Here is a 20,430-nt window from a genome sequence, read left to right on the forward strand (position 1 = left end):
TCTACTCCGGCTTGGAATGGTCGAGAAAATAGCGGCGGGCTTCAGCGGATGAGAGACCGTCCAGCCGTTCGAGCGAGGCCCAGACCTCGGTGATGAGGCGCAGGACATAGTCACGTTTGGCCGGAAACCGCTCGGCCTGCCAGCTGGCTATATTGGCGATGAGTGCGAGGCGGGCACGAATGAGGTGGAAGAGGATGCCAAGCTCTTCAATCTCGAGCGGCTGCACGGACTGGTAACCGGCGACGAAGCGTGCCGCAGGCGCCAGCGGATGGCCTTCAGCTGGCCAACGATAGACGGCACCGATGGCGAGATCGCAGATCAGCGGCGAGTGGATCATGTCGCCGAAATCGAGGATGCCGCTGACCATTTCCGGCCGCGAGGCATCCATCACCACATTGTAGGAGTTCATGTCGTTGTGGACGATCTGCGCGCGCAGCCCGGGGATGACCGGCGCTGCATGTTCTTCAAAAGCGTTGATGACACGCTCGACCATGGCGCGATGGCCGGCGTCGGTGATATGCGCCAGCATGGGCCGTGTCTTGGCGACCTTGCGGATGTCCCACAAAAGGTCGCTGCCGGCGGCCGGATGGAAGAAGCCGCGCAGTGCCCGGCCAAGCCGGGCGAGGAAGATGCCGAGATTGCGATCCTGCGCCGCCGACGTGGGCGAGCGCGAAAGCAACTGGCCGGGCAGATAGGTGACCAGCCGGACGATGCGCGGCGCCGATCCGCCGACGCTGACCATAAACTGTGCTTCGCCTTCAAGGCTCTTGCGCACCGAGGGAACCGGCAAGGCCGGGTCGACTGTCAGAATATGGTCGAGCGCCTTGTTCTGGAAATCGGTGAAGCCGGCCTCTTCCGCCGGATGCGAGACCTTCAGGACGAACTCGCCCTCGCCTTCGGTCTGGATATGGAAATTGTGGTCGCGTTCGCCTGGCAACGCACGCGCGCTGCCGATAATTCCGTAGTGGCGGCGCAATAGGGCCAACGCGTCGGCGATCGAAACGTCAGGCGCATCTTCGGCGAGCGTCTCGCCGAAGGCATCCGATACGGCCGCGTTCATAGCCTGACCTCGGGATCGATGGGCTCAAGACCACACCAGTCGGCGATGAAGAGCGCGATGGTCTGGGTGACCTTGCGGACGGAGTCGAGATCGACGGCCTCGTCATAGCCATGCGGCATGCGGCAGATCGGGCCGTAGACGATCGTCGGCGTGTCGGCATAGAGGCCGAAGAAGCGCGCATCGGTGGTGGCTGAGGTGACATGCTCTGTCAGCGGCTCGCCCCACACGGCGGTATGGCTGCGCCGCAGCACGGCTTCCATCTCGTCGGCACCTTCCAGCACATAGCCCTCGGCCATGAAGCCGTTATAGGTCATCCTGGGCGGGCGATTGGCCAGGAACGGATCGGCGCGCGCCGCATCGGCGATGCAGGCCTCGAGTTCGGCTCTGGCGTCCTCCAGCTTCTGGCCGGGATAGGTCGCGACACGCATCTCGAAGACACAGCGCGCCGGAACGCTCGATGTCCATTCGCCGCCCTCGATCTTGCCGAGGTTGAAGCGGATCGGGTGCGGGTGATCGCAGAAATGCTTGTCATCGACTTTTCTCGCGTTCCAGACGATTTCGAGCTGCTTTAGAGCCTGTATGATGAGGAAGGCCTTCTCGATGGCATTGGCGCCGGCCGAGAAAGCGCCCGACGCGTGCTGCGGATCGCCGTCGACCTCGACCCTGAACCAGATCGGCCCGACCTGCGCCCGCATCAGCCTTGGCTCCAGCGGTTCTGGAATGAAAGCGGCGTCGGCGCGGTAGCCGCGCTGCAGGCAAGCAAGCGCGCCGTTGCCGGTGCACTCCTCCTCGACGACCGACTGCAGGAATACTTTCGCCGCCGGCTGGTAACCGAGGCCCCGCAAGGCGGCCAGGGCATAGAGACAAGCCGACAGGCCGGCCTTCATGTCGCCGGCGCCGCGGCCATGCATCCAGCCGTCCTCGATCGCGGGATCGTAGGGGTCGCGCACCCAGCGATCGAGCGGTCCCGTCGGCACCACATCGATATGACCGTTCAGGATCAGCGAGCGGCCGGTGGCGTTTCTCGGCGTGTGGGTGGCGACCACGTTGAAGGCGTCATCGTAGGACACCGCCATGGGTGAGAAGCCAGGCAGGTCGCGAATCGCATCGACATCGACACGCCACATGTCGACCGCATAGCCATTGGCTTCATAGGCAGCCGCCATGAAGGATTGCGCGGCATGTTCCTCACCGCGTTGGGAGGGAAAGCGCACGAGATCGGCCAGGAAAGCGAGCTGGCAGTCGAAGCCATCGTCGACCGCCCGCAAGATGGCCTCGTCCGCAATTCGCTCAGGCATGATATTCCGCCTTCCCAGAAATGATGTATCATATCTCATATGCCATTTCTCGGAAGCGCAAGAAGGCAGGCGGCCAAAATCATGGCCCACCGCTGGAGCTCTTGGCAGGCGGCAGCAGAGTTGGCATCAGCTTGAAGCGCCGGCAAGGCTGCGCGGCGGAAGATCGAGGACAGATGCAGGTCACCGAAGGCACATTGCCGGCTGAAATCACCGATCTCACCGTCGGCTACCGGCGCCTGCCGGCCGGCAAGCTCGCCAATGCGGTGACCTGGATGGAGGCGCGCGCTCCCCTGCTCGGTCTGGCGCGGCCGCTCGCCATAAAACGGATCACGACGCCCGACTGCACCTCGTATCGGGCGATCTTCCGCGAAATCGGCGCTCCCTGGCTGTGGGACCGCGTGTCCGAAATGTCCGACGCCGAGATAATGGCTCACTTCGCCGACCCGCGTCAGCACCTCTATTATGGCCACGATGAAACCGGCGCCCACATCGGCATGGTCGAATTCTTCGTTGCCGACAGCAACGAGATCGAGATCACCTATTTCGGCCTGTTCCCGTCCCTGACCGGCCGCGGTTTCGGCAAGCGGCTGATGGCCGGCGCGCTCGACCTGGCTTGGCGCCTGAACCCGAGCCGCATCTGGTTGCACACCAGCAGCTTCGATCATCACAGCGTCATCGGCTTCTACGGCGCATGCGGGTTCGTGCCCTTCGCGACCGGGTTTGAGATCATCGACGATCCCCGGATAAAGGGAACCTTGCCGCGCGATGCGGCGCCGCAGATTCCGCTGCTCGATGTGGAACGGGGCGCCCAGAGCGAGAACGTCGCACCGCGACGAGCAGGCAAGCTCTGAGATAGCGTCTCCGTCAGGTCGCCTGCGGCGCCGGCAGCCGTTCGCGCAATTCGTCGACAAGCACCCTGGTGTTTTCGGAATAGTCGATGGGTACGACGACGAGATGCACGCCGCCGCCGGTGAAGGCCTGTTCCAGCGTCGGCCGCAACTCGGCGATCGCGCCAACCCTGGTCCCTTTGGCGCCATAGGCCTCGGCGTATCTAACGAAGTCGGGATTGCCGAAGGTCATGCCAAAATCCGGGAATTCGTCGACCGCCTGCTTCCAGCGGATCATGCCATACGCATGGTCTTCCAGCAGCAGGACGACGAGGTTCAGCTTGAGCCTGACAGCCGTCTCCAGTTCCTGGCTGTTCATCATGAAGCCGCCATCGCCGCAGATGGCCATGACACGACGCTGGGGATAGAGCAGCGCCGCCATCATCGCCGACGGCAACCCGGCGCCCATGGTGGCCAGCGCGTTGTCGAGCAACAGCGTGTTTGCCATGCGCGTGCGGTAGTTGCGCGCGAACCAGATCTTGTACATGCCGTTGTCCAGCGCGAGGATGCCGTCGGCCGGCATCACGGCGCGCACGTCGTGCACGATGCGCTGCGGCGTGAAGCGGTCTTCGGTGGCGCGCGCGGCGATGCGGCTCAAAATGCCTTCGCGCAGCGGCAGCAGCGCCTGCGCGTTGGGGATCTTGCCTTCGATGCGGTCGGCCAGCAGCGCCAGCGACGGGCCGAGATCGCCGACGATCTCGGCTTGCGGGAAATAGACCTGCTCGACATCAGCCGACTGGTAGCCGACATGAATAACCTTCGGTCCCTTCGCGCCCATGATGAACGGCGGCTTCTCGACCGTGTCGTGGCCAATGGTGATGATCAGATCGGCCTGTTCGATGGCCTCGTGGACATAGTCGCGCTCCGAAAGCGCCGCCGTTCCCATGTAAAGCTCGGTGCCGCCGGGCACGGTGCCCTTGCCCATCTGCGTGGTGAAATAGGGAATCTGCGTGCGCAGCACGAACTGGGCGACGTCGGGGGTCACGCGCGGCCGTGACGCCGCGGCGCCGAACATCAGCAGCGGGCGCTTGGCCTCGAGGATCATGCGGGCGGCGCGATCGAGCGCGCCAGCGCTGGCCAGGGGCAACTCGACCGGATGCGTCGGCACCAACGCGATCGGTTCGCACTCCGCCGCCGCGATGTCTTCCGGCAGTTCCAGGTGCACCGGGCCGGGGCGCTCTTCCTGTGCGACGCGGAAGGCTTCGCGCACCAGCGACGGGATCATCTTCGGCGAGACGATCTGGCGCGACAGCTTGGTCAGTGGCTTCATCGCCGCAACGATGTCAACGATCTGGAAGCGCGCCTGCCTGGACGACAGGATGCCCTTCTGGCCGGTGATCATGATCATAGGCATCGCACCGAGCAGCGCGTAGGCCGAGCCGGTCGTCAGGTTGAGCGCGCCGGGGCCGAGCGTGGTGATGCACACTCCTGCCTTGCCGGTGAGCCTGCCATAGGTGGCGGCCATGAAGGCGGCCGCCTGCTCGTGGCGGGTCAGGATCAGCTGGATCGACGAGCGGCGGATGGATTCGACGATGTCGAGATTTTCTTCGCCCGGAATGCCGAAGATCCGATCGACCCCTTCATTCTCGAGGGCCGCCACGAACAGATCCGAACCCTTGGTCATGAACCGTCTCTCCTGCGATGCGCGCATTCCATCAGCCATCTTCATATGGCACCGGAACGCGACGCCTCAAAGAGCGCAAGTCGTATGCTGGCAATCACGCCATCATTTTCGGCAAGGCGGCCGCCAATGCGTCGACGGCCAGCCGGACCTTGAGCGGCAGATGCGGCGTCTGCAGCCAGAGTGCATGACAGTCGTAGGGATAGCGTGGCTGGTCCGGCAACAGCTCGACCAGCGCGCCGACCTGGATGCGCTGGCGAGCCAGCCAGTAAGGCAACCACGCCAGCCCCATGCCGCCGACAGCGGCATCGGCGATGGCATCGAGATCGTCGAACCGCAGCCGGCCGTTTGGGATGACCTCGAGCGCGGCTTGTCCTTGGCGCGCGAACAGCCAGGGCTGAACGATCATGCCGAGCCGGCGATAGACAATCGCCTGATGATCGGCGAGATCTTCGATCCGCCGTGGTTCGCCATGAATTTCCAGATAGGAAGGCGCGGCACAGACGACCATGTCCTGGCGTGCAACACGGCGCGCGATCACGCCGGCCTTATCGTCCAGCTCACCGGTCCGTATGGCGAGGTCGTAGCCATCCTCGGCAAGATCGGCAAAGCGGTCGCTGAGCGAGAGGTCGAGCTCCAGCATCGGATACCGCCGCGCCAGTTGCAGCAATACGGGGGTCACGCAGTGGCGGCCGAAATGCGCAGGCATGGTGACGCGCAATTTTCCGCGCGGTTCCGAGAGCTGGTCGGCGGCGAGCGCGTCGGCGGCCTCGGCCTCGGCCAGCACCAGGCGGCACCGCTCATAGTAGGCGCGGCCGAAATCGGTCAGGCTCTGCCGGCGCGTGGTCCGGTTGATGAGACGCACGCCAAGTCTGCCCTCAAGAAATCGGACATGCTTGCCGACCATCGGTCCAGACAGATCGAGCGCAGTGGCCGCCGCTGCGAACGAGCCGAGATCAACCGCCCTGACGAACACGGCCATGCTCTCGAGCCTATCCATATTCGAAACTCCTGGTTTCTAGTGCATAACCAGAACAGCCATTTATCGCCGAAAGCCCTCGCGTCATAGCTCATTCGGTTCAGATAATTGGAGTTGGCCGAATGACCCGTGTAGTCCGCTTCCACCAGCATGGTGGTCCCGAGGTCCTGCGCATCGAGGAGGTCGACCTGCCCCCACCGGGCCAGGATGAAGTTCAAATCCGCGTCAGGGCATTCGGCCTCAACCGCGCCGAGGCGCTGCTGCGCGCCGGCAGCTATATCGAGACACCCGTGCTCCCGTCCGGTCTCGGGCTGGAAGCGGCAGGCGTCATCGAGGCGATTGGCGAAGGCGTGACGGAGCTGGCGCCCGGCGACGCGGTCAGTGTCGTCCCGCCGCAATCGATGGTTCGCTGGCCGGCCTACGGTGAGCTTGTCACTTTCCCCGCCGGGCTCATCGTCAAACACCCACGGTCCCTCGACTGGCAAACCGCGGCGGCGGTTTGGATGCAGTATCTCACTGCCTACGGCGCCCTGATCGACATCGCCAGCTTGAGCAGTAGAGATGCCGTTGTCATCACCGCGGCCTCGAGCAGCGTCGGACTTGCCGCGATCCAGATCGCCAACAGGGTTGGCGCGACAGCGATCGCGGTGACGCGGACATCCGCAAAAAGACAGACCCTGCTTGACGCCGGAGCGGCTGAAGTCGTGGTCCTCGCCGACGAAGATCTTGCCATGCGGCTGAGTGGGATCGCTGGGCAGGATGGCGTGCGCGTCGTGCTCGATGCAGTCGGCGGCCCGATCTTCGAACCGCTGACCGCAGCCATGTCGAAGGGCGGCATTCTGATCGAATATGGCGGCCTCAGCAGCGACCCGACGCCGTTTCCGTTGCCTGCGGTACTGGGCAAGACGCTGACGTTGCGCGGCTATCTCGTCCACGAGATCACCGGCAATCCTGAGAAGTTGGAGGCTGCCAAGGCGTTCATCCTCGAAGGGCTTGGGGACGGCACGCTGAGACCGATCATCCACAGAACGTTTCCATTCGACCAGATCGTCGAGGCGCATCGCTATCTCGAATCGAACGAACAGTTCGGCAAGATCGTCGTCACGGTTTGAGCAGCAATCATTCTCGCCGGCAATATTGCCCCTTGAAGGGGCCGCCCCGCATTCCTAAATCCCGAATGCGGGCCGGGCCCCTCTGACTGTCGCTTCTGGCGACCGTGATGTCGGACCGCTTCAACGGGCCCGTTTCCATTCCTTTCGGTCGAGCGGGCTCATTCCTTTCTGGTTAGGAGCCCCTGATGACGTCATCTCTCCTTGGTATGGTCTGCCCCTCCTGCCGCGTCGCCCTCGTGATGAGCGAACGCCAGGGGATCGAGATCGACTACTGTCCGCAGTGCCGCGGCGTCTGGCTTGATCGTGGCGAACTCGACAAGATCATCGAACGTTCCGGCAGGGATGCGTCGCCCGCGCCGCAAGCGCAGCCCGCCCCATTTGCGCAGCCGCAACACAGCCGGGACCGCGATGACGACTATTCCCGCTCGCATGGCCAACGCTATCCGAAGCGAAAGAAGTCATTCTTCGAAGAGCTGTTCGACTGACCCTTATGACGCCCGCGACCCGGGGCCAGCGCCTTGCTGAAATTTTCCGAAACGACATCGATAAGGTTCTATCAGATGATTTCCCGCACAAGCCGATTCACTACCCTCTTTGCCGGCCTGTTCCTCGCCTTCTCCATGGTCGCGATCGATCATGCCGAGGCGCGGCGCGGCGGCAGCTTCGGCAGCCGTGGCACGCGCACGTTCCAATCGGCACCGCCGACCCGGACCGCGCCCGCGCCGACCGCGCCGGTCGAGCGTTCGATGACACCCAATACCGGCGTGAACAATGCTGCCCGGCAACCACAGGCCGGCCCGCAGAGGCCCGGCTTCATGAGCGGCTTCGGTGGAACGATGATGCGCGGCCTGCTGATCGGCGGCCTGATCGGGCTGCTCCTTGGCCAAGGTTTCGGCGGCCTCGCCGGAATGTTCGGATTCCTGCTCCAGGCCCTGCTCATCGGTGGCGCGATCATGCTGGCCATCAGGTTCTTCCGGTCACAATCCGCGCGTGGCCCGGCGCCCGCGCTCGCCGGCATGGGCAATGCCCAGGCCTCACGGTTCGAGAACCGCGCAACGGCACAGCAGAACACGAGCGGCGCTGGCTCCTTCACAATTCCCGGGTTTGGCGGCGGATCGGGCGGAGGCCATGAGACCACCCGATCCGAAGAGATCACGTTGGCCCAGGCCGACCTCGACGCATTCCAGCAGCTGTTGACTGATGTCCAAGAAGCATTCGGCCGCGAAGACCACGCGGCATTGCGCCGGTCGGTGACACCCGAGATGGTGTCCTATCTGTCGGAAGAGCTGGCCGACAATGCCCAGAAAGGTCTCAGGAACGAAGTGTCCGACGTCACCCTGCTGCAGGCCGACATCGCGGAAAGCTGGCGCGAGGATGACCGCGACTACGCCACGGCCGCGTTGCGCTACGAGTCTCGCGACGTGATGCGCGAACGGGCGAGCGGCAAGGTCGTCGAGGGCGACGAGGGCCACCCCACCGAGACGACCGAGTTGTGGACGTTCACGCGTCAGAACGGCTCGAACTGGAAGCTCTCGGCGATACAGGAGGCTTGAGCCTGGCGAGTTCATTGGCGATCAAGCCACGATCTTGACGCACATCGGCGTGCTGATCTCGATGGCGGAGACAGCACCGCCGGCACCGTGAAAATAAGGCGTCTCCCGGTTCAGGCTGCCGACAAACACCAGACAGACCATTCCAGGCACCGCGCATGATTTGCTCCTGCCCTGGCCGCGCTTCCACGCGCAAAACCGGCCAAATTTCGCCTGTCCTCGCTTGCAACATAACCTCATATGTGAAAATAGTATTTACAAAAGAAGATTGGCGAGGAGGAGACATCGTGCCATCAGGCGCTTCGATGCGTGGTCGAATGATCATCTGGCGCTCTCGCGAGACCGGTGGATTGAGCCATGAATGATTTCGCACCCACCGTCGGCATTGCCTCGACGTACCCCAAGAATATGCCTGCCGATCATGCCGCCCTGCCGGTGTGGAACGCCGAGAACTGGTTCTACGAGGACTGGCCGGTTGGCCAGAGAATCCGTTCGTTGCGACGCACCATGGCGGAAGGCGACAGCCATCTCTTCAACACGCTGGTGCTCGACGTCCACCCTTACGTGCAGGACCAGATGTTTGCCGAGAGCGAGGGCATTTTCGGCAAGAGGCTGATCGCCGGCGCCTTCGTCTTCTCGGCTGGGCTGGGGCTGGTCGCCACCAACTGCGTCAACGCCTTCTCCTACGGCTATGACAAGCTCCGCTTCATAAAGCCCGTCTTCATCGGCGATACCATCTATTCGATCCGTTCCAACCTCGACAAGAAGCCCCGCTACAAGGAGATGGGGCTGATCCGCGCCAGCTATGAGGTGTTCAAGGGCGAAGGCGAGCTGGTGCTCTATTGCGAGCATCTGCAGACGGTGAAGTACCGCAACCCTGCCGATTTCGTCGGCAAGACGGAGAAATAGAGATGCCGGCAGCAGCCGAATTGCCGCTGGCCGGCCTCGTCGTCGTCGACATGAGCCAATTCCTGTCTGGGCCGTACTGCTCGCTCAGGCTGCTCGATCTCGGCGCCCGCGTCATCAAGGTCGAGCGTCCTGACGGAGGCGATCTGTCGCGCCGGCTTTATCTCAGCGACACCGAGATCGGCGGCGATTCGACGATCTTCCATGCCATCAACCGGGCCAAGGAAAGCCTCGCCATCGATTTGAAGAAGGAGGCGGACCTCAAGGTATTGCGCGGGCTGCTGGCCAAGGCCGATGTGCTGATCCAGAATTTCCGGCCCGGCGTCATCGAACGCCTTGGCCTCGACTACGAGGCCGTCCGCCAGATCAACCCGCGCCTGGTCTATGCCTCGATCAGCGGCTATGGCGAGGAGGGTCCGTGGGTGAAGCGCCCGGGCCAGGATCTTCTGGCGCAATCGCGCTCCGGCGTGATGTGGTTGAATGGCGACGAAGACCAGGGGCCGGTGCCGTTCGGGCTCGCCATCGGCGACATGCTGGCGGGTGCGGCCTGCGCGCAAGGCATCCTGGCAGCACTGGTGCGGCGCGGCATCACCGGTCAGGGAAGCCATATAGAGACCAGCCTTTTGGAAGCGCTGGTCGACTTCCAGTTCGAGGTGCTGACCACGCATCTCAATGACGGTCGTCGCCTGCCCAGGCGCTCAAGTTTCCGCAGCGCGCATGCCTATCTCTCCGCGCCTTATGGCGTCTATCCGGCCAAGGACGGATATCTCGCCATCGCCATGACGCCTATCCCCAAGCTCGCCGAACTCTTGTCGCTCAGCGAGTTGGCCCCCTATTGCGACAAGCCGGCATCCTGGTTCACCGCGCGCGACGATATCAAGGCGATCATCGCCCGGAGGATCGCCACCAAGACCATCGACGAATGGCTCGAAATCCTGGAGCCGGCCGACATCTGGTGCGCCAAGGTGTTGAACTGGCCGGAGATGCTGGCAAGCCAGGGTTTCCAGTCGCTCGACATGCTGCAGACGGTGACGCGTGAGGATGACGTCTCGATCCTGACCACCAGTTCACCCCTCAGGGTTGATGGGATCAGAGCTAAGGTTGACCGCGCGGCGCCGCGCATCGGCGAGCACAGTACGAAAATCCGCGAGGAATTCGGCCTGTGAGCACGCTCAAGGGCATGACCTGGAGCCACCCGCGCGGCTATGATCCGATGATCGCGTGTTCATCTCTGTGGGAGCAGAAGACCGGCGTTCCGATCGAGTGGGACAAGCGTTCGCTGCAGGATTTCGAATCCTATCCGGTCGAGGAGTTGGCGCGCGCCTATGATTTGATCGTCATCGACCATCCGCATGTCGGCCAGATCACGGCGGAGCGCTGTCTTGAGCCTCTCGACGTCACCGGCCGCGAGGCGCAGCGCGCCGCGCTTGCCTCGGGCAGCGTCGGCCAATCCTATCCGAGTTACACCTGGCAGGGCCGGCAATGGGCGTTTCCGATCGACGCGGCGGCGCAGGTGCAGGCCTGGCGGCCGGACGCGCTCGATGCGCCGGCAGCGACGTGGAGCGAGATGCTCGCTGTCGCCCGGCAGGGCGGCGTGTTGCTGCCACTGCGGCCACCGCATTGCCTGATGACATTCTACACGCTGGCCGGCAATCTCGGGCATCCCTGCGCGACCGATCCGTCGGGCGATCTTATCGACGTCGAGATGGGCTGCGAAGTCTTCGATAGGATGCGAGAGATCGCGGCGCTGGTCGACCCCACCTGCTTCGACATGGACCCGATCGCCGTTTCGGAGCGCATGGCCGAGGCCGGCTCCCGCATTGTCTGTGCGCCGCTGATCTATGGCTATGTCTCTTATGCGGCGTCGGGTTTTCGCGCGAACAGGCTGGCCTTTGCCGATATTCCGGTCATTGGTTCCAATGGCCCGATCGGCTCGGCGCTCGGCGGCACAGGCATTGCGGTCTCGGCCTTTTCCAAGGCGAAGGACGCCGCGATCGACTTCGCCTACTGGATCGCCAGCGGCGATGTCCAGCGCGGCATCTATGCCGCCGCCGGCGGCCAGCCGGGCCATGCGGCTGCCTGGGAAGACCAGACGGTCAATGAAGCGACCGCTAACTTCTATCGGGACACGCGCGCGACGCTGGAGGACGCCTGGATGCGGCCGCGCCATGACGGCTACATGGCGTTCCAGCAGGCGGCGTCCGACCGCATCAATTCCGGTCTGACCTCCGGCGACCCGGCCGGCCAGGTCGTCGCCGATCTCATCAGCCTGTTCCGGGCCAGTATCCAGGCGGCCACCTGAGGGACTGGATCGTTACTTCAACCGCCACTGCTTGCGGGCGTTACCCGACAAAAGCTTGTCACGTTCCGAGACGCTGCAGCCGGCAAGCAGCGCATGTGTCGCCGCCACCCAGGTCGAGAGACCACCACCAAGCGTACAGACCGGCCAGTCGCTGCCCCAGACAACACGGTCCCAGCCGAATGAATTGATGGTGTGTTCGACGTAAGGCCGGAGTGTCTCGACCGTCCAACTGCCGGAGTCCGCATAGGCGACCACCCCGGAGACCTTGGCCATGACGTTCGGACGCCGCGCGATCTCGCTCATGTGTTCACGCCAGGGATGCTCAGCGTTGCCCTTGATGTCGGGGACACCGCAATGGTCGAGCACGAACTGGACATCGGGAGCCAGATCGGCGAGCGCCATCGCCTTGGGGACCTGATGCGGCAGTACGACGAGGTCGAAGGTCAGGCCGGTGCCGCCAAGCCGCTTAATGTTGTCACGGAACAATGCCCCTTCCGAAATATCGTCCGGCACGACGTGGAGGACACGGCGAAAGCCTTTGACGAAGGGATTTGCCCGCTGGCGTTCAAGATAGGCAGGGAAATCCGCCTCCTCGGGACGGCAAGATGCAATCGCCCCGGCGAGCATGCTGCCTGCTTGCCGCGACAGGCCCTCGACACGGGTGGTTTCCGCCTCGATATCGGCCGGGTCGACATCCACCTCCATATGCAGCACGCAGCCGACGCCGACACGCTGGGCCTCCGTGGCGTATTCTTCATAGGAGAAATCGCGGTTCAGTGCCGGCTCGCCGGCAAGCCAGGGATAGCGCAGCACCGAGCGATCGATGAGATGCAAATGGGTGTCGATGATCATGGCGATGCTCCTCCTCTGGCTTTCTCAGATCATCTCACGGGGGAATTCTTCATTCAAATAAGAATTCATGCCGATGAACCGACGGCCGACCCGGCCAGGTGCGACAGCTTTTCGCAGGTTGCCAGCAACAACTCGATGGTCCGGGTGATATCGGGCGCGGACGGCGCGTTGACCACGGTGATGTAGGGGATCGACAGCGCCGCGATGGCCTTGCCGTCGGAACCGCGCACCGGGGCGGAGAGGTTGAAGACGCCTGCGGTCTGCATGGAAGCCATCATCTCGTAGCCGCGGTCGCGAATCTGGTCGAGACGGGCGAAGAACTCGGCCGGCTGCGCGGTCTTGTCGGTGCTACGGACATGCTCCGAGATCATCATCTGCCGCTCTTCCGGCGAACGGAAGGCGAGCAGGACGTGGCCTGAACCGGTATCGAACAGGCTAATGTGGGAGCCGACACGGATCGAAATGCCCCAGTAGTTCGGCGCCTCCTGCTGGCCGATCACGACAGCGGAACCGCGGTCAAAAACAACGAGTTGGTTGGCTTGCTGCGAGATCTCGGCCAACTCGCGCATCAGCGGCGTCGCATAGGAAACCAGCCGCCGCACCGGCGCGTGCAATTGTGCCAGGCCAAACAGCTTGAGCGTCAGCGAATAGCGGTCGCCGTCCAGTCGCGTGACGTAGCCACGCCGCACCAGCCGGTCCAGCATGCGATAAAATTCATTGGGGCTGCGGTCGAGTTTCTTGGCGATTTCCGCCTGCGTCAGGCCGCCATCGACGCCAGCCAGCAGCTCGAGGATGTCGAGCCCCTTGTCGAGCGCCGGCGCGCGGTAGCGCTCGTCTTCGCTGTCTTCCATGGCTCGTCCCTCCAGTGAATTCAGCTCTTCATATACGCAGGAACGTGGCTGGCGGAAACAAATTTCGCCTTGACGTATCCATGAATGTTTTGTTTGTATATGAATGTAGGACTTCTTGTCATCAGACGAGTTGCGGTCGCCGCTGAGGCGCACCAAGGGAGGATATCAATGAACAGACTGCTTTCCGGCGTGTCCGCCGGCGCATTGGCACTCGCATTTGGCGCGGGTGCTGCTCTCGCCGGCGACCTGCCCGGCAAGTTCGAAGGCGTGACCGTCGACGTAAAGCTGATCGGCGGCCAGCAATATGAAAAGCTCTACGAGCGCATCCCGGAGTGGGAGAAGGCGACCGGCGCCAAGGTCAATATCCTGACCAAGAAGAACGGCTTCGATATCGACAAGGAGCTCAAGTCCGACATCGCCTCGGGCAGCACCAACTGGTGCGTCGGCTGGAACCATTCCTCCTTCGCGCCGCAGTACACCGGCCTTTACACCGATCTCAGCAAGCTCCTGCCGAAGTCGGAGATCGACGGCTTCGTGCCGTCGACGATCAAGGCGGCAACCATCGACGGCAAGCTGGAAATGCTGCCGCGTGCGCAGTTCGACGTTTCGGCGCTCTACTACCAGAAGAGCCTGTACGAAAACGCCGACAACAAGACCAAGTTCAAGGCCAAATACGGCTACGACCTGGTGCCGCCGGACACCTGGAAGGAAGTCACCGACCAGGCCGAGTTCTTCGCCAACCCGCCCAATTTCTACGGCACCCAGTTCGCCGGCAAGGAAGAGGCGATCAACGGCCGCTTCTATGAAATGGTGGTCGCCGAGGGCGGCGAATATCTCGACAAGGACGGCAAGCCGGTCTTCAATTCCGATGCCGGCATCCGGGCGCTCGACTGGTTCGTCAACCTTTACAAGGCCAAGGCCGTGCCGGCCGGAACCACCAACTACCTCTGGGACGATCTCGGCCAGGGCTTTGCCTCGGGCACCGTCGCCATCAATCTGGACTGGCCGGGCTGGGCCGGATTCTTCAACGATCCGAAGTCGTCGAAGGTCGCCGGCAATGTCGGCGTCAAGGTCGCGCCGAAAGGCTCCGCTGGAGTGCGCACCGGCTGGTCGGGCTTCCATGGTTTCTCGGTGACCGAGAATTGCCCGAACAAGGAGGCAGCCGCGTCGCTCGTATGGTGGCTGACCAATGAGGACAGCCAGAAGCTCGAGGCCGCCGCCGGCCCGCTGCCGACGCGCACCGCGGTCTGGGACTGGGACCTGCAGCAGGCCGCGAACGATCCTTACAAGAAGGAGGTTCTGTCGGCTTTCCAGGAAGAAGCCAAGCACGCCTTTGCCGTGCCGCAGACGCCTGAGTGGATCGAGATCTCGAACGCCGTCTATCCCGAGTTGCAGGCCGCTATCCTCGGCGACAAGACCTCCAAGCAGGCACTGGATGAAGCCGCCGCCAAGGCGACGCAGATCCTGCAGGACGCCGGCAAACTCTAAGCATTGTTCTCAAGACCGCCTCCCCCACTGTGAATGGGGGAGGCGATCGCGTCTTGCCGGTGCTGTCCATTCACCGGTCGGGCCCCGGCCCAAAATTGCATGCCAGATACCAAAGGACCCCGATGAAGGGCTTCAAGCCATCCGCACCATTCCTGCTGCTGCTTCCGGCGTTCATCGTGCTGGCGGCGGTCGTGGTGGTGCCGTTGCTTCTCTCGCTCTATTCCAGCTTCACGCCCTTCCGGCTGACCAAGCCCGAGACGTTTTTCGTCTTCATCGGCTTGCGGAACTATCTTTCGATCCTGGCCAATATCGATTTCTGGTGGGCGTTCGGGCGCACGGTTCTGCTGCTGACGATCGCGCTCAATCTTGAAATGCTGCTTGGCCTCGGCCTCGCCATGCTGGTCGAGAAGGCGACACGCGGCCAGCGCATCCTGCGCACGCTGATGATGTTTCCGATGATGTTCTCGCCGATCCTCGTCGGCTTCCAGTTCAAGTTCATGTTCAACGATAATATCGGTCTGGTGAACAACGCGCTGCAGTCGCTCGGCATCACCAGCGACGCCATCCCGTGGCTGATCGAAGGCCATCTCGCCTTCGTCGCAATTTCAGTCGCCGAGATCTGGTCGTCGACGGCGATCTTCGCCATCCTGATCCTGGCCGGGCTGCTCGCCATGCCCAAGGAACCGATCGAGGCGGCTCGCGTCGATGGCTGCACGCCGTGGCAGACATTCCGCTATGTGACGTGGCCGTTCGTCATGCCCTTCGCCTACATCGCCATGACCATCCGCTCGCTCGACGTGGCGCGCGCCTATGACATCGTCAAGATCATGACCGATGGCGGGCCGGCCGGCCGCACCGAACTGCTTTGGACGCTGGTGGCGCGCACCGCCTATAGCGACGGACGCATGGGAATGGCCAACGCCATGGCCTATTTCTCGATCCTGCTGTCGATCGCCTTCACAGTCTACTTCTTCAACAAGCTCGCCGCGGCGCGCACGCAGACCGGTGCCGAGTGGTGAAGATGGAGGAGAATTCTTCCGCCCGCCTCAAGCGCCGGCTGCTTGATATCGTCTATCGTATCGGCCTGTTTCTGGCGATGCTGACGATCTGCCTGCCCGGCCTCTGGATCGTTCTGTCGTCGCTGCGACCGACGGTCGAGATCATGGCGAAGCCGCCTGTGTGGATCCCGCAGGACATTTCGTTCGATGCCTATGTCGCGATGTTCTCAGGCATCGGCAAGGGCGGCATTCCGGTCATCGAGTATTTCCGCAACTCGCTGATCATCTCGGTGACCTCGACGGTTATCGCGGTCGCCATCGGCATGGCCGGTGGCTATGCCTTCGCGCGCTACCGCTTCCGCGGCAAGTCGAGCGTCTTCCTCGGCCTGATGCTGACGCGCACGGTGCCGGGCATCGCGCTGTCGCTGCCACTGTTCTTCCTCTATGTGCGGCTCGGCATCATCGACACGCATTTCGGGCTGATCCTCGCCTATGTCGCACTCAACGTGCCGTTCACCATCTGGCTGATCGACGGCTTCTTTCGCCAGGTGCCGAAGGACCTCGCGGAAGCAGCGCAGATCGACGGCTGCACGCGCTGGCAGGCCTTCTGGCAGGTGGAATTCCCACTCGCCGGACCGGGCATTGCGTCGGCGGCGATCTTCGCCTTCCTGACCTGCTGGAACGAGTTCGCGCTGGCTTCCCAACTGACCCGCTCGGTGAGCGCCAAGACGCTGCCGGTCGGCCTGCTCGACTACACGGCCGAGTTCACCATCGACTGGCGCGGCATGTGCGCGCTCGCCGTTGTGATGATCATCCCGGCGCTCACCCTCACTTTCATCGTCCAGAAACACCTTGTCGGCGGCCTAACCTCCGGCGCGGTGAAAGGCTGATCCAATGGCAACGGTTTCCCTCAAAAAGCTGACCAAGCGCTACGGCAATATCCAGATCGTGCATGGCATCGACCTCGACATCACCGACCGCGAATTCATCGCGCTGGTCGGCCCGTCAGGCTGCGGCAAATCGACGACGCTGCGCATGATCGCCGGGCTGGAAGAGATCAGCGCCGGCTCGATCGAGATCGGCGGGCGCGTCGTCAACGACCTGCCGCCACGCTCGCGCAACATCTCGATGGTGTTCCAGTCCTATGCGCTCTACCCGCATATGACGGTGCGCGAAAATCTCGGCTTCTCCCTGAAGATCGCCGGTGCCGCCAAGGAGGATATGGACCGCCGTGTCGCCGAGGCTTCAGCCATCCTCGGGCTCGATACTTTGCTCGACCGCCGCCCGTCGCAACTCTCCGGCGGGCAACGCCAGCGCGTCGCCATGGGCCGCGCCATCGTGCGCGACCCCGATGTCTTCCTGTTCGACGAGCCGCTTTCCAATCTCGATGCCAAGCTTCGCACGCAGATGCGCACCGAGATCAAGAAGCTGCATGCCAAGGTCCAATCGACGGTGATCTACGTCACCCACGACCAGGTCGAGGCGATGACGCTTGCCGACCGCATCGTCATCATGCGCGACGGCTACATCGAACAGGTCGGCACACCAGACGAGGTTTTCCGGCGCCCGGCGACACGCTTCGTCGCCGGCTTCATCGGCTCGCCGCCTATGAACCTGCATGAGGCCACGATAGACGACGGCCAGCTGGCTTTCGCCAGCGGCGCCAAGCTGCCGCTGCCCAGCCAGTTCAAGGCCAATGTCGCCATCGGCGACAAGGTCGTGTTCGGGCTGCGACCCGACGACATCTACCCGACCGGCCATGGCATCAGTTCGGGAAGTTCCGCCGACGTGCACCAGATCGAATTGCCGATCACCGTCACCGAACCGCTCGGCAACGAGACGCTGGTGTTCGTCGAGTTCAACGGCAGCGATTGGGTCTCGCGCATGCTGAACCCCCGCCCGCTGCGATCCGGCGAGCGCGTCGCCATGAGCCTCGACCTGTCGCAGGCGCATCTGTTTGCCAGCGAGACCGGAAAGACATTGCGGAGCTGACCGACATGGCAAGGATCGAGAAAATCGAACTGCGGATGGTGGACCTTGTGCCAAAGGTCAAGCGCACAGACGCCATCCAGAGCTTCGTCAGCCAGGAAACGCCTATCGTGACGCTCACCGATTCCGACGGCGCGGTCGGCACCGGTTACAGCTACACGATCGGCACCGGCGGTTCGTCGGTGATGCGGCTCTTGTCCGACCACCTGGTACCGCGCCTGATCGGCCGCGATCCTGATATGATCGAGGCGATCTGGCACGATCTCGAATTCGCCACCCATGCCACCACGATAGGTGCGATCACGGCGATCGCCATCGCGGCAATCGACATCGCACTATGGGACCTCAGGGCGAAGAAAAAGAACCTGCCGCTGTGGAAGCTCGCCGGCGGCGCCAAGGACCGCTGCCCGCTCTACACGACCGAAGGCGGCTGGCTGCATATCGATACGCAGGCGCTGGTCGACGATGCGCTGGCCGCCAAGGCGAAGGGATTTCGTGGCTCGAAGGTGAAGATCGGCAGGCCGCATGGGTCTGAGGATCTCGCGCGCCTGTCGGCGGTGCGAAAGGCGGTCGGCGACGGCTACGAGATCATGACCGACGCCAATCAGGGCTTCTCGGTGGACGAGGCGATCCGGCGTGCGGCGAGGTTGCGCGAACTCGATCTCGCATGGATCGAGGAGCCGCTGCCGGCCGACGACATCGACGGACATATCAGGTTGTCGAGCTCGACGCCGACGCCGATCGCGGTTGGCGAATCGCTCTATTCCATGCGCCACTTCCGCGAATACATGCAGAAAGGCGCCTGCTCGGTCGTGCAGGTCGATGTCGGCCGCATCGGCGGCATCACCCCCTGGCTCAAGATCGCCCATGCGGCGGAGGCTTTCGACATTCCGGTTTGCCCGCATTTCCTGATGGAATTGCATGTCAGCCTGACCTGTGCTGTTCAGAACGGCAGGTATGTCGAGTACATTCCGCAACTCGACCAGTTGACCGGCAGGCACATGCGCATCGAGGATGGGCATGCGCTGGCGCCCGACGAGCCCGGTATCGGCATCGATTGGGACTGGGACGCGGTCAAGGCCATGAGCATCGCCGAATTCACCACGGCGATCACGAAATAGGGGAACGAACATGCAGCGGATGGGAATGGTTCTGGGGCTGAAGCCGGAAAAGGTCGAGGAATATGTCCGCCTCCATGCCGCCGTCTGGCCGGATGTGCTGACCATGATCTCGGCCTGCAACATCAAGAATTATTCGATCTACCTGAAGCGACCGGAGAACCTGTTGTTTTCCTATTACGAATATCACGGCACCGACTACGCGGCCGATATGGCCAAGATGGCGGCCGACCCGAAGACGCAGGAATGGTGGTCCGTCTGCGTGCCCTGCCAAGAGCCGCTTGCAACCCGCAAGGAAGGTGAGTGGTGGGCTTCGATGGACGAAGTCTTCCACCATGACTGAGGCCGGTTTCGACCCCGCCTCGCTCATCCAGTCCTGGCCAAAACCCTCAAAACCCCGACCGATCGTCACCTTCGGTGCCGGATCTATCGTCGGCGACGCGCATTTTCCGGCCTACCGGAAGGCGGAATTTCCGATCGCAGGCCTCTACGATCCGGACCAGGCCAAGGCGCAGGCCCTGGCCGATAGATGGAGCGTGACGGCGTTCCGCTCGGTGGAAGAGGCCGCTGAAGTGAAGGACGCGATCTTCGATCTGGCAACGCCACCGGGGCGGCACGCCGAGATCCTGAAGGCTCTGCCCGACGGTGCGTTCGCGCTGATCCAAAAGCCGATGGGCAACTATCTCGGCGAGGCAACCGAAATCCTCGAGATATGTCGCGCCAAGAACCTCAAAGCGGCCGTGAATTTCCAGTTGCGCTTCGCGCCGATGATGCTGGCGCTGAAGGACGCGATCGCCAAGGGCTGGCTCGGCGAGGTCGTCGACTTCGACGCCTGGCTGGCGCTGGCGACGCCGTGGCAATTGTGGGAATTCCTGCTCAAGGCGCCGCGCGTCGAGATCGCCATGCATTCGATCCATTATCTCGATCTGATCCGGCAATTGCTCGGCGACCCCAGGGGCGTCCACGCCAAGACACTCGGCCATCCCAACCACAAGGTGGCGCAGACGCGCACCAGCGCCATTCTCGACTATGGCGACACGGTGCGTTGCGCGCTGTCGATCAATCACGACCACAAGTTCGGGCGCCGGCACCAGGCCTGCGAGTTCCGCATCTGCGGCACGGAAGGTGCCGCTTATCTCAAGCTCGGCCTCAACCTCGACTATCCCCGTGGCGAACCGGACATTCTGGAGATCTATCCGAAAGGCGGGACCGATTGGATAGCCGTGCCTTTGGCCGGCGAATGGTTTCCCGACGCCTTTGTCGGGCGCATGGCCAATGTCCAGCGCTTTGCTTGCGGAGAGGACGACAAGCTGGTCAGTTCGGTCGAAGACGCCTGGACCACCATGGCGCTGGTGGAAGCCGCCTATAAATCGAGCGCGGCGCCGGCGACGCCGCTGGCCGAAAAGCCGTAAGGCAGGA

At 63.1% G+C, this 20,430-nt stretch carries 21 protein-coding genes; 14 read left to right on the forward strand and 7 right to left on the reverse strand.

All coding sequences use genetic code 11. The annotated features are described in order from the left end of the window. Position 1: 1 nt before the first annotated feature. Both FJ492_RS17075 and FJ492_RS17080 read right to left on the reverse strand, forming a co-directional pair. On the reverse strand, positions 2 to 1,060 hold the full coding sequence (locus tag FJ492_RS17075; RefSeq protein WP_140771064.1) for a phosphotransferase: 1,059 nt from the start codon (positions 1,058 to 1,060) through the stop codon (positions 2 to 4). Continuing rightward, positions 1,057 to 2,358: an ArgE/DapE family deacylase gene (locus FJ492_RS17080; RefSeq protein ID WP_181166671.1), complete on the reverse strand. Its 1,302-nt coding sequence runs from the start codon at positions 2,356 to 2,358 to the stop codon at positions 1,057 to 1,059. Before FJ492_RS17080 ends, FJ492_RS17075 begins: the two co-directional genes overlap by 4 nt. 173 nt (positions 2,359 to 2,531) lie before the next feature. Here FJ492_RS17080 and FJ492_RS17085 point away from each other — a divergent pair, with 173 nt between their 5' ends. Continuing rightward, entirely contained in the window at positions 2,532 to 3,209 is a 678-nt protein-coding gene (locus FJ492_RS17085) for a GNAT family N-acetyltransferase (protein ID WP_140771066.1), read from the forward strand. A gap of 13 nt (positions 3,210 to 3,222) precedes the next feature. Here the strand turns inward: FJ492_RS17085 and FJ492_RS17090 are convergent, their stop codons facing one another. After that, entirely contained in the window at positions 3,223 to 4,869 is a 1,647-nt protein-coding gene (locus FJ492_RS17090) for an acetolactate synthase large subunit (protein ID WP_140771068.1), read from the reverse strand. A gap of 94 nt (positions 4,870 to 4,963) precedes the next feature. Further along, on the reverse strand, positions 4,964 to 5,866 hold the full coding sequence (locus FJ492_RS17095; protein ID WP_140771070.1) for a LysR family transcriptional regulator: 903 nt from the start codon (positions 5,864 to 5,866) through the stop codon (positions 4,964 to 4,966). 101 nt (positions 5,867 to 5,967) lie between these two features. Between FJ492_RS17095 and FJ492_RS17100 the strand changes: the two genes are divergently transcribed. From FJ492_RS17100 to FJ492_RS17110, 3 genes are all read left to right on the forward strand, one after another. After that, complete coding sequence (locus tag FJ492_RS17100) at positions 5,968 to 6,957, forward strand: zinc-dependent alcohol dehydrogenase family protein (RefSeq protein ID WP_140771072.1); 990 nt, start codon at positions 5,968 to 5,970, stop codon at positions 6,955 to 6,957. Between the two features lie 185 nt (positions 6,958 to 7,142). Then, positions 7,143 to 7,442, forward strand: a complete 300-nt coding sequence (locus FJ492_RS17105; protein WP_027145106.1) for a zf-TFIIB domain-containing protein — start codon at positions 7,143 to 7,145, stop codon at positions 7,440 to 7,442. 75 nt (positions 7,443 to 7,517) lie between these two features. Beyond that, the gene (locus FJ492_RS17110; RefSeq protein ID WP_140771074.1) at positions 7,518 to 8,510 is read left to right on the forward strand and encodes a Tim44 domain-containing protein; all 993 of its coding nucleotides are present in this window, start codon (positions 7,518 to 7,520) and stop codon (positions 8,508 to 8,510) included. A gap of 21 nt (positions 8,511 to 8,531) precedes the next feature. Here FJ492_RS17110 and FJ492_RS29480 read toward each other — a convergent pair whose 3' ends face one another. Further along, positions 8,532 to 8,660: a hypothetical protein gene (locus tag FJ492_RS29480; RefSeq protein ID WP_281408169.1), complete on the reverse strand. Its 129-nt coding sequence runs from the start codon at positions 8,658 to 8,660 to the stop codon at positions 8,532 to 8,534. 204 nt (positions 8,661 to 8,864) lie between these two features. Here FJ492_RS29480 and FJ492_RS17115 point away from each other — a divergent pair, with 204 nt between their 5' ends. From FJ492_RS17115 to FJ492_RS17125, 3 genes are read left to right on the forward strand one after another with little or no spacing between them, the layout of a single operon-like run. Then, the gene (locus FJ492_RS17115; protein WP_140771076.1) at positions 8,865 to 9,416 is read left to right on the forward strand and encodes a MaoC family dehydratase; all 552 of its coding nucleotides are present in this window, start codon (positions 8,865 to 8,867) and stop codon (positions 9,414 to 9,416) included. A gap of 2 nt (positions 9,417 to 9,418) precedes the next feature. After that, on the forward strand, positions 9,419 to 10,579 hold the full coding sequence (locus FJ492_RS17120) for a CaiB/BaiF CoA-transferase family protein (protein ID WP_140771078.1): 1,161 nt from the start codon (positions 9,419 to 9,421) through the stop codon (positions 10,577 to 10,579). A gap of 14 nt (positions 10,580 to 10,593) precedes the next feature. After that, on the forward strand, positions 10,594 to 11,715 hold the full coding sequence (locus FJ492_RS17125) for an extracellular solute-binding protein (protein WP_140771141.1): 1,122 nt from the start codon (positions 10,594 to 10,596) through the stop codon (positions 11,713 to 11,715). A gap of 12 nt (positions 11,716 to 11,727) precedes the next feature. On the opposite strand, the gene FJ492_RS17130 is transcribed toward FJ492_RS17125, so the two are convergent. Continuing rightward, complete coding sequence (locus FJ492_RS17130; protein WP_140505739.1) at positions 11,728 to 12,567, reverse strand: amidohydrolase; 840 nt, start codon at positions 12,565 to 12,567, stop codon at positions 11,728 to 11,730. Positions 12,568 to 12,632: 65 nt separating this feature from the next. Further along, positions 12,633 to 13,418 (reverse strand): IclR family transcriptional regulator, encoded by a 786-nt coding sequence (locus FJ492_RS17135; protein WP_140771143.1) that lies wholly within the window; start codon positions 13,416 to 13,418, stop codon positions 12,633 to 12,635. A 168-nt stretch (positions 13,419 to 13,586) separates the two neighbouring features. Between FJ492_RS17135 and FJ492_RS17140 the strand changes: the two genes are divergently transcribed. The 7 genes from FJ492_RS17140 (at position 13,587) to FJ492_RS17170 (ending at position 20,423) form a co-directional block, all read left to right on the forward strand. Further along, on the forward strand, positions 13,587 to 14,906 hold the full coding sequence (locus FJ492_RS17140; RefSeq protein ID WP_140771080.1) for a sugar ABC transporter substrate-binding protein: 1,320 nt from the start codon (positions 13,587 to 13,589) through the stop codon (positions 14,904 to 14,906). 122 nt (positions 14,907 to 15,028) lie between these two features. Then, positions 15,029 to 15,925 carry a sugar ABC transporter permease gene (locus tag FJ492_RS17145; RefSeq protein ID WP_140505744.1) on the forward strand — a complete coding sequence of 299 codons (897 nt, stop codon included), beginning with the start codon at positions 15,029 to 15,031 and terminating at the stop codon, positions 15,923 to 15,925. 2 nt (positions 15,926 to 15,927) lie between these two features. Beyond that, a complete protein-coding gene (locus FJ492_RS17150; RefSeq protein ID WP_140771082.1) occupies positions 15,928 to 16,794 on the forward strand; it encodes a carbohydrate ABC transporter permease in 867 nt (288 codons plus the stop codon). 4 nt (positions 16,795 to 16,798) lie between these two features. After that, positions 16,799 to 17,896: a sn-glycerol-3-phosphate ABC transporter ATP-binding protein UgpC gene (gene ugpC / locus FJ492_RS17155; protein WP_140771085.1), complete on the forward strand. Its 1,098-nt coding sequence runs from the start codon at positions 16,799 to 16,801 to the stop codon at positions 17,894 to 17,896. 5 nt (positions 17,897 to 17,901) lie between these two features. Further along, a complete protein-coding gene (locus FJ492_RS17160; RefSeq protein WP_140771087.1) occupies positions 17,902 to 19,014 on the forward strand; it encodes a mandelate racemase/muconate lactonizing enzyme family protein in 1,113 nt (370 codons plus the stop codon). Positions 19,015 to 19,024: 10 nt separating this feature from the next. Further along, a complete protein-coding gene (locus FJ492_RS17165) occupies positions 19,025 to 19,354 on the forward strand; it encodes an L-rhamnose mutarotase (RefSeq protein ID WP_027145216.1) in 330 nt (109 codons plus the stop codon). Then, positions 19,347 to 20,423 (forward strand): Gfo/Idh/MocA family oxidoreductase, encoded by a 1,077-nt coding sequence (locus tag FJ492_RS17170; protein WP_140771089.1) that lies wholly within the window; start codon positions 19,347 to 19,349, stop codon positions 20,421 to 20,423. The genes FJ492_RS17165 and FJ492_RS17170 overlap by 8 nt, the downstream gene beginning before the upstream one ends. Positions 20,424 to 20,430 lie beyond the last annotated feature (7 nt).

Origin of the sequence: Mesorhizobium sp. B2-5-4 (assembly GCF_006441095.1) — a bacterium.
GTDB classification, from domain to species: domain Bacteria; phylum Pseudomonadota; class Alphaproteobacteria; order Rhizobiales; family Rhizobiaceae; genus Mesorhizobium; species Mesorhizobium salmacidum.